Annotated in this window: 17 protein-coding genes; 11 read left to right on the top strand and 6 right to left on the bottom strand. The window is 32.3% G+C overall.

Annotated features, from left to right (window positions below; all coding sequences use genetic code 11):
* Positions 1 to 57: 57 nt before the first annotated feature.
* Complete coding sequence (locus EU92_RS00805; protein WP_032514701.1) at positions 58 to 579, top strand: photosystem I assembly protein Ycf3; 522 nt, start codon at positions 58 to 60, stop codon at positions 577 to 579.
* A 5-nt stretch (positions 580 to 584) separates the two neighbouring features.
* Here EU92_RS00805 and radA read toward each other — a convergent pair whose 3' ends face one another.
* A complete protein-coding gene (radA, locus tag EU92_RS00810; protein ID WP_032523609.1) occupies positions 585 to 1940 on the bottom strand; it encodes a DNA repair protein RadA in 1356 nt (451 codons plus the stop codon).
* Between the two features lie 107 nt (positions 1941 to 2047).
* On the opposite strand from radA, the gene rpaB reads away from it, so the two are divergent.
* Genes rpaB through EU92_RS00835 form a run of 5 tightly spaced genes read left to right on the top strand, consistent with a single transcriptional unit; the run spans position 2048 to position 6821 of the window.
* Positions 2048 to 2794, top strand: coding sequence for a response regulator transcription factor RpaB (gene rpaB, locus EU92_RS00815; RefSeq protein WP_032514699.1), 747 nt, complete (start codon positions 2048 to 2050; stop codon positions 2792 to 2794).
* A complete protein-coding gene (gene plsX / locus EU92_RS00820) occupies positions 2795 to 4219 on the top strand; it encodes a phosphate acyltransferase PlsX (protein WP_032514698.1) in 1425 nt (474 codons plus the stop codon).
* Between the two features lie 53 nt (positions 4220 to 4272).
* The gene (locus tag EU92_RS00825; protein ID WP_032514697.1) at positions 4273 to 5280 is read left to right on the top strand and encodes a beta-ketoacyl-ACP synthase III; all 1008 of its coding nucleotides are present in this window, start codon (positions 4273 to 4275) and stop codon (positions 5278 to 5280) included.
* An 18-nt stretch (positions 5281 to 5298) separates the two neighbouring features.
* Entirely contained in the window at positions 5299 to 6195 is an 897-nt protein-coding gene (gene fabD / locus EU92_RS00830) for an ACP S-malonyltransferase (RefSeq protein WP_032514696.1), read from the top strand.
* Positions 6196 to 6200: 5 nt separating this feature from the next.
* On the top strand, positions 6201 to 6821 hold the full coding sequence (locus EU92_RS00835) for a lysophospholipid acyltransferase family protein (RefSeq protein WP_032514695.1): 621 nt from the start codon (positions 6201 to 6203) through the stop codon (positions 6819 to 6821).
* A 4-nt stretch (positions 6822 to 6825) separates the two neighbouring features.
* On the opposite strand, the gene EU92_RS00840 is transcribed toward EU92_RS00835, so the two are convergent.
* Both EU92_RS00840 and EU92_RS00845 read right to left on the bottom strand, forming a co-directional pair.
* Positions 6826 to 7479: a molecular chaperone gene (locus EU92_RS00840; RefSeq protein ID WP_032523331.1), complete on the bottom strand. Its 654-nt coding sequence runs from the start codon at positions 7477 to 7479 to the stop codon at positions 6826 to 6828.
* Positions 7480 to 7488: 9 nt separating this feature from the next.
* Positions 7489 to 7740, bottom strand: coding sequence for a Ycf34 family protein (locus EU92_RS00845; protein ID WP_032514692.1), 252 nt, complete (start codon positions 7738 to 7740; stop codon positions 7489 to 7491).
* A 14-nt stretch (positions 7741 to 7754) separates the two neighbouring features.
* On the opposite strand from EU92_RS00845, the gene EU92_RS00850 reads away from it, so the two are divergent.
* Positions 7755 to 8975: a CCA tRNA nucleotidyltransferase gene (locus EU92_RS00850; protein WP_193741777.1), complete on the top strand. Its 1221-nt coding sequence runs from the start codon at positions 7755 to 7757 to the stop codon at positions 8973 to 8975.
* Positions 8976 to 9033: 58 nt separating this feature from the next.
* Positions 9034 to 9453 carry an RNA recognition motif domain-containing protein gene (locus tag EU92_RS00855; RefSeq protein ID WP_032514690.1) on the top strand — a complete coding sequence of 140 codons (420 nt, stop codon included), beginning with the start codon at positions 9034 to 9036 and terminating at the stop codon, positions 9451 to 9453.
* On the opposite strand, the gene EU92_RS00860 is transcribed toward EU92_RS00855, so the two are convergent.
* The gene (locus EU92_RS00860; protein ID WP_032514689.1) at positions 9454 to 10362 is read right to left on the bottom strand and encodes a phytoene synthase; all 909 of its coding nucleotides are present in this window, start codon (positions 10360 to 10362) and stop codon (positions 9454 to 9456) included.
* A gap of 30 nt (positions 10363 to 10392) precedes the next feature.
* Positions 10393 to 11790, bottom strand: coding sequence for a 15-cis-phytoene desaturase (gene pds / locus EU92_RS00865; protein WP_032514687.1), 1398 nt, complete (start codon positions 11788 to 11790; stop codon positions 10393 to 10395).
* 90 nt (positions 11791 to 11880) lie between these two features.
* On the opposite strand from pds, the gene ndhM reads away from it, so the two are divergent.
* Together ndhM and EU92_RS00875 are read left to right on the top strand one after the other, a co-directional pair.
* Entirely contained in the window at positions 11881 to 12228 is a 348-nt protein-coding gene (gene ndhM / locus EU92_RS00870; RefSeq protein WP_032514686.1) for an NAD(P)H-quinone oxidoreductase subunit M, read from the top strand.
* On the top strand, positions 12225 to 12851 hold the full coding sequence (locus EU92_RS00875; protein ID WP_032514685.1) for a DUF3172 domain-containing protein: 627 nt from the start codon (positions 12225 to 12227) through the stop codon (positions 12849 to 12851). Before ndhM ends, EU92_RS00875 begins: the two co-directional genes overlap by 4 nt.
* A 7-nt stretch (positions 12852 to 12858) precedes the next feature.
* Here the strand turns inward: EU92_RS00875 and EU92_RS00880 are convergent, their stop codons facing one another.
* Positions 12859 to 13803 (bottom strand): LysR family transcriptional regulator, encoded by a 945-nt coding sequence (locus tag EU92_RS00880; RefSeq protein WP_032514684.1) that lies wholly within the window; start codon positions 13801 to 13803, stop codon positions 12859 to 12861.
* Positions 13804 to 13885: 82 nt separating this feature from the next.
* Here EU92_RS00880 and EU92_RS00885 point away from each other — a divergent pair, with 82 nt between their 5' ends.
* A complete protein-coding gene (locus EU92_RS00885) occupies positions 13886 to 14614 on the top strand; it encodes an NnrU family protein (protein WP_032514683.1) in 729 nt (242 codons plus the stop codon).
* Positions 14615 to 14630 lie beyond the last annotated feature (16 nt).

Below are 14630 nucleotides of genomic sequence, written 5' to 3'. Positions count from 1 at the left end.
GAGTTTTTAAATAGTTATTTTTTAATTTACTATAAAACTTTTATTAGATTTAAAGCAGTGCCTAGTAATCAAAACAGAGACAATTTTATTGATAAAGCTTTTACTGTAATTGCAGAATCTATAGTTAAAATAATGCCTATTGCAGAGAAGGAAAAAAAAGCTTACATATATTATAGAGATGGCTTAGCCGCACAGAATAATGGGGATTATTCGGAAGCGTTAGAATATTACAAAGAAAGTTTATTGCTTGAAGAAAATAAAATTGATAGAGGGGAAACTCTAAAAAATATGGCAATAATATATATGAGTAATGGTGAAGAGGATTTGTCTATTGAAACTTATGAAAAAGCATTAGTCGAAAATCCTAAACAGCCATCATGTTTGAAAAATATAGGTCTAATTTATGAGAAAAGAGGAAGATACGCAGAACAAAATGGTGATTTAGATAAGCGAGATATTTGGTTTGATAAAGCTGCTGAAGTCTGGTCTAAAGCTGTGAGGTTATATCCTGGTGGCTATCTTGATATTGAGAATTGGCTAAAAAACTCAGGAAGAAGTTCAATTGATATGTACCTCTAATAAATTTAATAATTTAATAAAGAATAATCAACTGCTTCTTTAATATTAGAAATCTCTTTGATATTTATTGAATTTTTAAAATTATTATTTATTTCTTCGTCTAATTTTGGTACCACTATATTTTTGATTCCTAGTCTTGCAGCCTCTTCTATTTTTGTTCGAAGGTTATTTGATTTTCTAACTTGACCACTCAAACCTAATTCTCCGATAAATGAGCTACTCGCCAAAGGAGCGATATTTTTCAAACTTGATAAAATTGATATTGCTACACCCAAGTCAGATGATGGATCATTTATCTCAAAACCACCTCCAGTAGCTACATAACAATCAAATTCAGATAATTTAATGCCTACATGTTTTTCAATGACAGCTAAAATTTGATGTAATCTGTTTATATTAATTCCAGTTGTAGTTCTTCTTGGGTTACTGTAAAAGGTTTTATTAACAAGTGCTTGTATATCAACTGCGAATGGTCGACTGCCTTCGTTAGTTATCGTAGTTGTTACTCCTGATATGTTTTCTTTGTTTGTAAAGATTGAGCTTGGGTTTGTAATCTCTCTTAGGCCTTCTTCAAACATTTCAAAGATTCCAAGTTCAAAGGTCGATCCAAATCGATTCTTTATACTTCTAAGTAGTCTATGTGAGGAAATATTATCTCCCTCAAAGTTTATTACCACATCAACTAAATGCTCTAAAGTTTTTGGACCAGCCAAGGCCCCATCTTTCGTTACATGGCCAATAATTAAAAGTGCAATATTATTTTCTTTTGCAAGATTTTGCAATTCAGATGAACATGCCCTGACTTGAGAAACTGATCCTGGCGAACTTTCCATCTCATGATTATGGATCGCTTGAATACTATCAATAATTGCGAAATTTGGATTTACACGTTTAATCTCTTCAATAATTTGGGTTAAATTAGTTTCAGCAAAAATTTTTAAATCAAAACAGTTTTGATTTAATCTTTCCCATCTGATTTTTACTTGTTCTAAAGATTCTTCTGCAGTAACATATAAAACCTTCTCTTTAAGAGATATTTTTCCTGCTGATTGAAGTACTATTGTGCTTTTACCTATGCCTGGCTCTCCTCCAAGTAAAACTACAGATCCAGGAACTATACCACCTCCAAGAACTCGATCAAATTCCTTAAAGCCACTGGTAAATCTTGATATTTTTTTAGATGAAATCTCATTAAATTCTATGGACTTTTTACTATTTTTAATATCTTGATATTTAGATCTCTTGCTTTTAATTTCTTCAACAATGGAATTCCATGAGTTGCAATTAAGGCACCTTCCAAAGTATTGAGAAGTTTCAGAGCCACAATTCTGACAAATGAAAGACGATAATTTGCTAGTCATTTAGTATCTGAATGAATTAAAGGAACTAGAATATTTGGGATATTGCCCCTCTACAAGTTAGATTAGGTTAAGAACAAATTCTCTTTCTGATTAGCTAATAGAAACAAATGGCTCTATCTAGTCAAACTAAAGAAACAATCCTGGTCGCAGATGACGAGGCAAGTATAAGAAGAATTTTGGAGACGCGTCTCTCCATGATTGGCTACAAAGTTGTAACTGCATGCGATGGCAAAGAGGCACTAAAGTTATTTAAAGATTATGAGCCCGATTTAGTAGTCCTTGATGTCATGATGCCAAAGTTAGATGGTTATGGAGTTTGTCAAGAATTAAGAAAAGATTCCGATGTCCCAATTGTTATGTTAACTGCATTAGGAGACGTCGCAGATAGGATAACAGGTTTAGAATTAGGGGCTGATGATTACGTAGTTAAACCATTTAGCCCTAAGGAACTAGAAGCCAGAATCAGATGTGTTCTTAGAAGAATTGATAAAGAACAAATTCCTGGGATGCCTAATTCAGGATTAATTATGGTTACGGATATAAAAATTGATACAAATCGAAGACAAGTTTTTAAAAGCGATGAAAGAATTAGATTAACTGGTATGGAATTTAGTCTTCTAGAGCTTTTGGTAAGTAGGTCAGGAGAACCATTTAGTAGAGGAGAGATTTTAAAAGAGGTTTGGGGATACACACCCGAAAGACATGTAGATACAAGGGTAGTCGATGTTCACATATCAAGATTAAGATCAAAACTGGAAGCTGATCCAGCGAATCCTGAATTGATATTAACTGCAAGAGGTACAGGATATCTTTTTCAGCGTATTGTCGATATTGCAACTTTTGAGGGTAAATAAATGGGAAAAGACACTGTACATAAAAATAAAATCAATAAGCCTAGAGCCATCAGAAGATTAGTTATTTGGTATAAAAGAAACTCGGCTGTAACTTCAATAGTAGATACTGCAGCTAATTCTGCAGTAACAGCTAGTAATGTTGCTGGTAACGTAGTTTCTGGTGCTGGATCTGTCGTAAGTACAGCTAGTAATGTAGCTAGTAATGTTGCAGGTAATGTTGCAGGTAATGTAGTTTCCAGTGCTGAATCTGTTGTAAATACTGCTAGCAGTGTAGTTTCAAATGCTAGTTCGTTGGCTAAAAATACATTACAGCCACTAGTTTTTGATCCACTAAAAAGATTACAAAATAGCGATAATGTTTTAGATAAAGAGGAGGATACGCAATCTAATAGAATTTGGATCGCGGTTGATGGTATGGGTGGAGATTATGCCCCTGGCCCAATTCTCGAGGGGTGCCTTGAAGCGATCAGCAGATTACCGATTAATATAAAATTTGTTGGTAAAATTGAAAAAGTTAAAAATGAAGCAGAAAAAATTGGTTTAGTAGAATTACTTGAAAAAGAAATTGAAAATGATCGTCTTGAATTAATTGATAGTGGTGATCCTATAGGGATGAATGAAGAAGCTACTGCAGTCAGAAAGAGGAAAAATGCAAGTATAAATGTTGCAATGGATTTAGTGAGGAATAATAGTGCACAAGCTGTTTACTCAGCTGGTAATTCAGGAGCTATGATGGCTTCCGCCATATTTAGAATTGGTAGATTGAAAGGGATTGATAGACCAGCTATAGGGGCATTATTTCCAACAAGAGATCAAACTCGCCCTGTATTAGTCTTAGATGTTGGTGCAAATACTGATTGTAAACCATCTTATTTGCATCAGTTTGCTCTTTTGGGTAATATTTATGCGAAAGATGTCTTACAAGTAAAAAAACCAAGAATTGGCCTTTTAAATATCGGTGAAGAAGAATGTAAAGGTAATGATTTATCTTTAAAAACATTTGAATTACTTTCCACTGAAAAAAGTTTTGATTTTGGAGGTAACTGTGAAGGTCGAGATGTATTGTCAGGTAATTTTGATGTAGTCGTATGTGATGGTTTTACTGGCAATATATTATTAAAATTTCTTGAGTCTGTTGGAGGTGTTTTATTGGATATCTTAAGATCTGAGCTTCCAAGAGGGAGGCGCGGGAAGGTAGGTTCAGCTTTTTTAAAAAGTAATTTACTTAGAATTAAAAAAAGGTTAGATCATGCCGAACATGGTGGAGCCTTATTACTTGGTGTAAATGGTATTTGTGTGATCGGGCATGGGAGTAGTAAGTCCTTATCAGTAGTTAGCGCTCTTCGCCTGGCTCACTCGGCAGTTAATCATGATGTGATGGAAAATTTAAATCAACTTCAAAAGCTTCAAGTTTTAAATTCATAAAACATATTGCGTCAAATTTATGTTTGACTTATATAAGTAATTAAAAAACTCTTTTGGAAGGAATAAAGTTTAACCAGATTGGAGTCTCATTTAAAGGAAGTGGCAGTTATGTACCTGATCAAATTCTAACCAATCAAAAAATTAGTCAAAAGGTAGATACAAGTGATGAATGGATAAAATCTAGAACTGGCATTTCTGAGAGAAGAATTTCTAGCTTGCAAGATAATGTCACTGATATGGCTTACAAGGCAGCACTAACTGCGATTGAAATGGCTAGATGGGATATTAAAACGATAGATTTGATTATTTTAGCTACTTCTACTCCAAATGATTTGTTTGGTTCAGCCCCATCTGTTCAAGCTAAATTAGGGGCCTGTAATGCTGTGGCTTTTGATTTAACTGCCGCATGTAGTGGTTTTTTATTCGCCTTAATAACCGCCTCAAAATTTTTAAAAGGGGGTAGCTTTAAAAGGGCTATTGTTATAGGATCGGATCAATTATCTAGCTTTGTTGACTGGAATGATAGAAGAAGTTGTATTCTCTTTGGAGATGGTGCGGGTGCATTAGCAATCGAAGCTACAAATGAATTTGATAATTTCATTGGTTTTGATATGAAAACTGATGGAGGAAGAGGATCTTTTCTTAATCTTCCATCAAAAAATGATAAGAATTCAATAATTGATAACATTGATTTTTTAAGTGGAGGTTTTTCTTCAATTCAGATGAATGGTCAGGAAGTTTATAAATTCGCAGTTAAAGAAGTTCCGATAATTATTGATCGATTGCTGAGAAACAAAAATTATAGTTCTGATGAAGTTGATTGGCTTGTATTACATCAAGCTAATCAAAGAATATTGGATTCTGTAGGAGATAGGTTAAAAATTCCTAGAGAAAAAATTCTTAGCAATTTAGATAAATATGGTAATACTTCAGCAGCAACAATTCCATTAATGATGGATGAAGCCATTAGAGATAATAGAATTAAACAAAATGATATTATTGCCACAAGCGGATTTGGCGCTGGGCTAAGTTGGGGAGCAGCCCTTATTAAATGGGGTTAAAAACAAAATAGGATCATTATGACAATTGCATGGGTTTTCCCTGGACAGGGTTCGCAAAAAATTGGAATGGCTAAACAAATTCAAAATTTGGCCAATACTAAGGAGAGGTTTAGTTACGCTTCTGAGATATTTGAGAGAAATTTATTTGAAATTTGTGAGTGTAATACTGAATTAATTAATCCTCTTAGTGATTTGAATGACACAAGAAATACACAAATTTGTCTTTTTTTAGTTGAATCTATTTTATTAGATGCCTTAAAGGATAATGGTTGTAAACCAACTTATGTCGCTGGGCATAGTCTAGGAGAAATTACGGCACTGTATTGTGCGGATGTTTTTTCATTCGAGGATTGTGTATCACTAATAAAAGTAAGATCTCAATTAATGGTAAATGCTGGGAAAGGTTCTATGGCAGCAGTAATTGGCTTTGATAGAAATCAACTTGATTTATTAGTAACAAAAATTGATGATATTGTAATTGCTAATGATAATAGTTCCTCCCAAGTTGTCTTATCAGGTTCTAATGAAGCATTAGATAATTTATCGAGAGAGATTAATTGTAAAAGATTCCTGAAATTAAATGTTTCAGGTGCATTTCATTCCCCATTTATGAATGAGCCTTCAGAAAAATTTTCTGATTATTTAAAACAGATTAAATTTAAAAATCCTTCTTTCCCCGTCATTAGTAATTATGAACCTTCACTTTGTAGCGATCCAAATGAACTTAAAATTAGATTGGAAAATCAAATGTGTAATGGGGTGAGGTGGCGAGAAACTATGGATTTAATGGCAAAAGATAGTGATCTTCATATTGTTGAAATTGGCCCCTCAAATGTACTTAGTGGTTTAGCAAAAAGACATTTGAAAGATGTCAAAATTTCTCAAGTATCATCTTCTGATCAAATAAGTTATTAATTCTCATGAAAAATGATATTTTTCAAAAATTAACCTATCAATTAGTTAGCAAACTTTTTGTATTCCCAATTTATAAATTTGTATTTAAAGGACATCTATTAGGTAGAGAAAATATTCCGCAAAAAGATTCCTTTATTATGGTTTCTAATCATGGTTCTTTACTTGATCCTCCTTTGTTAGGGCATGCTCTTGGACGGAATATATCTTTTATGGCTAAGGCAGAGCTTTTTAAAATTCCTATTCTTGGCTTTATTATAAAAGCTTGTGGCGCGTATCCTGTAAAGAGAGGAATTGCTGATAAAAATACTATTAAAACAGCATGTAAAAAATTATTAAATAATAATAGTATTGGAATTTTTATTGATGGCAAGCGTCAAAAGAATGGTCGAGTTAATAAGCCAAAACAAGGCGCAGCATTATTAGCCTTTAAGAATCAAAAATTATTATTGCCTGTTGCAATAGTTAATTCACATAAACTAATAAGATTTAAATTCTGCATTCCTTTGTTTTCAAAAATAGTTATTAAAGTGGGACAACCTATTCAACCTCCACAAAGCTCATCAAGAGATGACTTAAATTATGTCACTATGAACCTTAAAGACAAGATTAATGATTTAATTGGATGAATACCTAGTTAATTGGAGAAATAGGGTAAAGTGGCAAAACTTTTTGCCATGAATTTGCATTTTTATTCAATAAATTTTTATTTGATAAATCTAATAATTCTGTTAAATCTTTCTCATCCTCATAATTAGCCTCAAAAAAAAGTTCTTTACTCTCCAATTCTTTAATAACTTTTGGTTCAACTGTTTCTCTGATTACTAGATCTGTATTTTTCTCTTCATCATGCAAAATTTCATACTTACCTGCAATAAACCCCTTTCGTTTTAATTTTTTGTAAATCCAGAATGTTTGTTTGTTTTTGAAAATATGGTTTTTTGATGCAATTCTTTTAGCCATAATTTCAAATGAACTAAAACTGTCTAAAGGACAATTTATTTGTTGTGAGATAGTCCTTGCTAAAACAACAATAAGTCTTGATGCATTGAAATTTGCCGGTCCTATGCTGACAGATATTTTATTTACTTGTTGCAAATTTTTTTTGGAAATGAATTTATTAAATTCAATAATCAAGTTATTACATAAGTCATTATCAAACTTTTTTATAAATAATTCATCACATGCAATATTATTATTTTTCCTATATCCAAAGCCAAAAGAACTATCTGTACTATGTATCACCAATGAAGGGTAGTTTTGTATTCGTTTGAGATAATGAGACATCTATTACCTTTAAACAGGTAATTCTAAACCGGGATTGATTTTAGACCACTTTCCATATTCTTCTATAAAACTTCCGCAAGATTGAACATCCCAATCAGTTTTGTAATCGCCATTATTATCTTTTACTATAGATACGTGTATGTATGGTTTAAGTGCTTTAAAATTAGGAATATCGCAAATATTTTCAACTTCATGATTATTTTCAACATCATGATAAGTAATACATCTATCAACCCATTTACAGTTAATGCAAATGCACATAATTAGAAAATAAAATGAAAATTAATAATATTCTTACTGATCATACACTAATAATTAATGAATTAGAAAAAAGTATAAAATTTTATAATTGGAATTCTATCTTATCTTTTTTACCTAAAGGATCATATTTAGTTGGCGGCTACATAAGAGATATTATTTTGGGCAGAGTTAAAGAGGAGGTAGATGTAGATATTGTCGTACCTCTAAATGCTATGGAAATTGGGAAAAAGATTGCAGACAATATTGAATCTAAATTAATAATCTTAGATGAGAAAAGAGGAGTGGTCAGAATTATTCTTAACCATATTTCAATTGATATTGCTAATCAGATTTCTTCCACTATCGAAGGTGATTTGAGTAGTAGGGACTTTTCGATTAATTCCATTGCTTTTTTATTTGATAAGAAGTGTTTGCTTGATCCGTTAAATGGACTAAAAGATCTAGAATGTTCACTACTGAGAACTTATTCAGAATCAAATCTACTTAATGATCCGTTAAGAATATTGAGATGTTTTCGGTTCGTTTCAGAGTTTAATTTCAAAATTGATCTGAAGTTAATTAGTTTTATACAGAAAAATAAAGGGAAATTATATCTTGTTGCCAAAGAGAGGATTAATTATGAAATACAGAAAATAGTAAATGGGGTAAATGCCATTGAGGCGGTAATTTTAGTAAAAAAATTTTATATATTTGGATCTGATCATTTATATAAAGATTCTTTTTTTTTGGATTTAAAGAAAATTAATTATGCAGAACTTCAACAAAATGAAAAGGAAAAATTTTTACCATTGTTCTTTATTTCCCAAATTTTTGATGAAGTATCTCTAGAAAAATATAATTTTAGTAAAGCTGAAATTTCAAAAACTAAGTTATTAAGAAAATGGCATTTTTTGCTAAAGAATAAAAATATCTCTCAGTTAAATGAATTAGATAGATTTGAATTACATCAAGAATTAGAGATGTTTCTTCCATGTTTTATTTTTTATTTACCTGAAAATATCCGTTTCGAGTGGCTTAATAGATGGCGAGACAAGGATGATAAATTATTTCATCCTTCAAATTTACTTAATGGTGATGTAATTAAAAAAAATTTAAAAATAAAGGACGGACCTCTCTTAGGAGAGCTTTTACAGTATCTTTCAAAGGAGCTTGCATATAAAAGATTGGATAATTTTAATGAAGCTATTTATAAAGCAAAGCAATGGATTGAACAAAATGCGCCAAAATGTGATTAAATACACATAGCTTAGTTTTGTTTAACGGTTCAGACTTCAAAATTATTTTAAAAAATTTATGAGCATTCGTATCTACATTGGCAATTTACCTCAAGGGTTTAATCCAAAAGAATTTGATAAGATTTTAAAATCAGTTTCTGATTCGATTAGGTTCAAAGCAGTTTTAGATAAGGAAACTAAGGAATGTAGGGGTTTTGGTTTCGCGACAACAAATAATGAAGAGAATGCGAATTTACTAATTCAAAAGTTGAATGGTTTCGAATTTAATGGTTCCAAATTAAGAGTAGAATTATCAGAAAAGAAAGATTCTGCTTCAAATAAAAGAAATAGTGGAAACTTAAACAAGAATAAGAAGAGGAAAGATTTTAAGAAAATTGTTCATAGTGATGCTCCTAATCTTGAAGCACCAGATCCAAGATGGGCTGGAGAACTGTCTAAATTGAAAGATTTGTTGGCAAACCAGAAGACACCTGCTTAGCTATTTAATTCGAGAAATTAAAAAAGATATTGGAATCTCAAAAGCTTTTACTGAATTTTTTACAAAAGCTCTATTATTGAATACATCATAATCTAACCTTTCTATGGAATCCAGTATTCCTCTGTAGAGACGTAAAGATGTCCAAACTGGCCATCTAGCGTCAGAAGACAACCACTTAATACCCTCTTCAGACTTTTGAAACCAATCTCGAGCCCTTGTTAATTGAAAGTTCATCAGCGCCTTCCACTGATTGTTTATGACGCCTTTTAAAAGTTCTTCTTCAGAATAATTAAATTCTTTAATATCTGCTTGTGGGATATATATTCTACCTCTTTGTCTATCTTCTCCGACATCTCTCAATATATTAGTTAATTGATTAGCTATTCCTAAAGCTATAGCTGCTTCTGAGGGGTCAGGCTTCGCACTCCATGGAGCTGATGTATAAGCGCTATCAATTCCCATGACATTCTGAGTCATTAAGCCAACAGTCCCTGCGACTCTATAACAATAGAGTTTTAATTCATCAAAATTTTTGTATCTAAATTTATTAAGATCCATCCGTTGACCATCTATCATGTCTATGTAAGGTTGGATATCTTGTGGATATTTTTGGATTGTATCTAATAGAACTGCATCTAATTCAGATTTAATATTTCCTTTAAATACATTCTTTGTATTTTCTTCCCATTTATCTAAATTATCTGAAAGTTCTTCTTCCGATTTAGTTGAGGCTTCTGTGCTATCCATTATTTCATCTGTTCTTCTACACCATACATAAATAGCCCAAATGGCTTTTCTTTTTTCCATTGGTAATAAAAGAGTTCCCAAGTAAAAGGTTTTAGCCCATTGTTGAGTCTCTTTTCGGCATATCTCGTATGCTTGATCTAGTTGAGAAATCGAATTGTTCAAAAAGTTTTAAATGAATTACTTTAAATGTTATTAAGAAACATTTTGAGGGATTTTGGAATATTCATTATTAATTGATTCCGCGCACAATTTACCACTTAAAACAGCTCCTTCCATAGATGCCAAATATTTTTGCATTGTATAGTCGCCAGCTAAGAAAAAGTTTTTTATGGGAGATTTTTGGCTAGGTCTAAAATCTTGGCATCCTGGAACGGCCTTGTAAACAGATCTTGGAGTTTTGACTACTTTATATTTTCTTAGTTGTGTTTTATCATCACCCATGAAATGTGTTGGGAATAGTTTTTTTAGTTCCTCCATAGTTGCATCAACTATGTCTTGATCACTTCTATTTATCCAGTCTTTTGCTGGTGCAAAAACCAATTCAAGCATTGATCTATTTGGATCTTCATATTCCTTACATGTGATACTCATATCAGCATAAACACTGAGGAGTGGAGATCTGCTGAAAAGTAAATGGTCAATATCTGTTAATTTTTTGTCAAACCATAAATGTATATTGATAACCGGTACGCCATTGAGACCATCTAATTTAGAAAAAACATCTAAACCTTTCCATTGTTTAGGAATCATTAATTTGAAGAGATCTACAGGCATTGCACTAACATAAGCATCAGCAATTAGTTCTTTCTTCTCTTTTTCGTTTAAAGAGGCAATAGTAAAACTTTTAACAGTGCTGTCTTCATTGAGATTGATTTGCCTTAGTGGACTATTCATATGAACTTCTCCACCACGAGAAGTGATATATTCAACCATTGGTTGGCAAAGCCTTTCTGGAGGAGCTCCATCAAGGAATGCCATTTTTGAACCATTTTTTTCTTGTAAAAATCTGTTTAGTGCTGTTAACAATACTGTGGATGATATTTCATCCGGTCCAATGAAATTTAAAGCTTTACTCATGGCTATAAAAACTTCATCGTTAACTCTTTCTGGAATATTGTGTTCCTTAATCCAATCTGTCCATGATTTGGTATCGCATTTGTCAAGATATTTTTGGCCTCTTAACATTGCAGGCACTAAACCTAATCCAAACAGAATTTTTTCCTTCCATGAGAGCATATCATTATTGCTAAGTATTGCCGAAACGCCGTTAACCGGAGCTGGTATATCGGGAAAGTCAAATCTACTGTAAGTTCCTGGCTCTGATGGCTGATTGAAAATCATTGAATGACTTTTCCATTGGAGTCTGTCCTCGATATCTAATTCCTTGAAAAGTTGCAACATATTGGGATAGGCTCCAAAAAATATATGCAAACCAGTTTCATACCAGTCTCCATCCTCGTCTTTCCAGGCAGCAACTTTTCCTCCTAGAACATCTCTAGCTTCTAGAACTATTGGAATGTGGCCATTATCAACTAGATATTTAGCACAAGATAAGCCCGCTAAACCCGCACCAGCAATTACAACACGCATTATCAAATAAAGAAATAATTTAACACTTAATAATAAGCTACATTAAAGTTAGAACATTATAGTTTTTTTCGTTGATTATTTTGTAAAGTTATGGAAAAAATGCTTTTAAAATCAACCACTCGCCATGTAAGGATTTTTACTGCTGAAGTAGTTGATAAAGAATTACAGTTTCATCCAAATAAACTAACTCTTGATTTGGATCCTGATAATGAGTTCATTTGGAATAAAGATTCATTAAACATAATAAATGAAAAATTTAATGAACTAATAAAAGAAAGAGCAGGGAAAGATTTAGACGATTACGAACTTCGGAAAATAGGATCAGAAATTGAAGGTTTAATTAAATTTTTGCTCCAAAATGGGCAATTAAGTTATAACCCAGATTGTAGAGTAATGAACTATTCAATGGGTTTACCGAAGACAAATGAGGTATTGTGAATAGACCACCCTCAAACAGAAGGCCAAGAAAAGGCTCAAATAGAAGTTATTACTCTTCAAAACCAAGAGATATCGATCCTTACAGGCAAAGAAATAGTAGATTGCCAGCTTCTTCTGCTGAACAAAAGATGAACTTCAGTAGAGGCACAATAGCTGTTCTTGCGGGAGTATTAATTCTAGGAGTTGGTATTGGCAGCGCGATTACTAGTACAACGGATGGAGGACAGGGAAATATAGCTAGTCAACAACAATTAGATATGGCTGTTCCAGATCCTGAATTTTGTAGACAATGGGGAGCGAGCGCTTTTGTGATTGACGTTGAAATGTATACAACTTTGAATCCATCTACAAGTTTTGTAACGCAACCAGCTCTACAGCCAGGTTGCGTAATTAGAAGAGAGAATTGGACAGTTTTACAAAAACAAGGAGCAATTAGTAATGAAGATGTAAGAGAATGTAAGCAAAGAATGAATACTTTTGCTTATATTGGATCTATAAGAGATAAACCAATAGTTAAGTGCGTTTATCAGACGGATGTAAATGAAAATAAATTTATAATTAAAGGTGATGGACAAGCCGAAGATGGAGGAGTAGGGATTAATAAAGAAGCAATCCAGTTCTGATAAATTTTTATATATTCTTCAATGGACTTTCTAAACTTGCAAATTGTGGCAGAATATTTTTCTTGAAAACTTCGGATGCTCTTGAAGTATATCGCGATGGATTTGTAATTAATTTAAGTTCTCTTTTAACCTCTAAGTCAGCAATAAACGCTTTATGTATTGTTCCAGCTGCTAATTCTCTTTCAATTGAAACAACAGGTAAAAACGAAGCTCCTAGACCTGATTGAACTGCATTCTTAATTGCTTCCAGAGAATTTAGTTCCATCTCGATTTTTAATCTTTGAATTTCAAGTCCAGAATCTTTAAGAAGTTTATCAACAACTTTTCTGGTTGTTGACTGAGAATCTAACGTTACGAAATTTAATTTGTATAGGTCTTCTTTTAAAACCTCTTTTTTGTTGGAAAGTGGATGTTTAGAGGGTAAAACTAGTGCTAATTCATCTGTAGCATATGGAATGACTTGTAGTAAATTTTCTAAATCTCCTGGTAATTGTCCTCCAATAATGGCTAAGTCAATTTGTCCATTAGCAACACTCCAGCCAGTTCTTCTAGTACTATGAACTTGAAGTCGAACTGATACATCGGGATATTTTTGTCTGAATAGTCCTATCATTCTTGGCATTAAATAAGTTCCAGTAGTTTGGCTCGCGCCAATGACAAGAGTTCCACCTTTTAAACTATTTAAATCTTCAATAGCTTTACAAGCTTCATCGCACTGATTCAAAATTCGTTCACAATATTCAAGAAGGAGTCTTCCTGCTTCAGTTAAAAGAGCTTTTCTACCACCTCTATCGAAGATTGTTATTTCTAGTTGTTTTTCTAGGTTTTGTATTTGTAAACTCACAGCAGGCTGGGTGACATAAAGTAAATCTGCAGCTTTTTTAAAACTTCCTTGAGCTGCAATAGCTTTTAATATTCTTAACTGGTCTAGAGTAAAGGGTAATTCCGGCATCCATTGTCCCTACAATTATCTATAATTCTATTACCTAAAAGTATTCTTGTTAAGAATTAAATTATTTGAATAATTAAAATTTATGGAGACTCATAAAACTTCTATTGTAATTTTATTATTGATTTTTATTTTTGCAGTAATACATAGTGGTGGAGCTGCTTTAAGAATTAAAGCAGAATCTATTATGGGACCAAGATTATGGCGCTTATGCTTTGTTCTTTTAAGTTTGCCATCTGCAATTATCTTGATTAGTTATTTTTTAGCTCACAGATATGATGGAATAAGATTATGGAATTTTCAGGGCAATAGTTTCGTTTTTTTAATAGTTTGGTTTTTAACTGCAATAAGTTTTTTATTTTTATATCCCGCTACTTACAATTTGTTAGAAATTCCTTCAGTTTTAAAACCTAAAGTGAGAATTTACGGAACGGGAATAATGAGAATTACAAGACATCCGCAAGCATTTGGTCAGATAATTTGGTGTTTTGCTCATACTTTATGGATTGGTTCATCTTTCACATTAATAACTTCTATTGGGTTAATATTTCATCATCTTTTTGCGATCTGGCATGGGGATAAAAGATTAGCCAAAAGATTTGGAGATGAATTTGAAAAGTTTAAACAAAATACTTCCATAATCCCTTTTATGGCAATATTTGAAGGAAGGCAAGAACTTAAAATTAAAGAATTTTTTAGGTTTTCTCAACTTGGCATATTAATGGCAATAGGTGTACTTTGGTGGTCCCATCAGTTTATAAATATTGCTGTTAAAACATTTAATTCATCATTTTTGTCGGAATTTTTCAATTGACAGTTTAAAATCTAAA

Source organism: Prochlorococcus marinus str. MIT 9107, assembly GCF_000759855.1.
GTDB lineage: Bacteria > Cyanobacteriota > Cyanobacteriia > PCC-6307 > Cyanobiaceae > Prochlorococcus_A > Prochlorococcus_A marinus_N.
The sequence above is the reverse complement of the archived record's forward strand: the minus strand, read 5'-3'. Positions and strand labels throughout refer to the sequence as shown.

Excerpts from the sequence above, each read along its gene's own strand:
- radA (WP_032523609.1), bottom strand. The coding sequence starts at position 1,940 with ATGACTAGCAAATTATCGTCTTTCATTTGTCAGAATTGTGGCTCTGAA.
- rpaB (WP_032514699.1), top strand. The coding sequence starts at position 2,048 with ATGGCTCTATCTAGTCAAACTAAAGAAACAATCCTGGTCGCAGATGAC.
- plsX (WP_032514698.1), top strand. The coding sequence starts at position 2,795 with ATGGGAAAAGACACTGTACATAAAAATAAAATCAATAAGCCTAGAGCC.
- fabD (WP_032514696.1), top strand. The coding sequence starts at position 5,299 with ATGACAATTGCATGGGTTTTCCCTGGACAGGGTTCGCAAAAAATTGGA.
- EU92_RS00835 (WP_032514695.1), top strand. The coding sequence starts at position 6,201 with ATGAAAAATGATATTTTTCAAAAATTAACCTATCAATTAGTTAGCAAA.
- EU92_RS00840 (WP_032523331.1), bottom strand. The coding sequence starts at position 7,479 with ATGTCTCATTATCTCAAACGAATACAAAACTACCCTTCATTGGTGATA.
- EU92_RS00845 (WP_032514692.1), bottom strand. The coding sequence starts at position 7,740 with ATGTGCATTTGCATTAACTGTAAATGGGTTGATAGATGTATTACTTAT.
- EU92_RS00850 (WP_193741777.1), top strand. The coding sequence starts at position 7,755 with ATGAAAATTAATAATATTCTTACTGATCATACACTAATAATTAATGAA.
- EU92_RS00855 (WP_032514690.1), top strand. The coding sequence starts at position 9,034 with ATGAGCATTCGTATCTACATTGGCAATTTACCTCAAGGGTTTAATCCA.
- pds (WP_032514687.1), bottom strand. The coding sequence starts at position 11,790 with ATGCGTGTTGTAATTGCTGGTGCGGGTTTAGCGGGCTTATCTTGTGCT.
- ndhM (WP_032514686.1), top strand. The coding sequence starts at position 11,881 with ATGGAAAAAATGCTTTTAAAATCAACCACTCGCCATGTAAGGATTTTT.
- EU92_RS00880 (WP_032514684.1), bottom strand. The coding sequence starts at position 13,803 with ATGCCGGAATTACCCTTTACTCTAGACCAGTTAAGAATATTAAAAGCT.
- EU92_RS00885 (WP_032514683.1), top strand. The coding sequence starts at position 13,886 with ATGGAGACTCATAAAACTTCTATTGTAATTTTATTATTGATTTTTATT.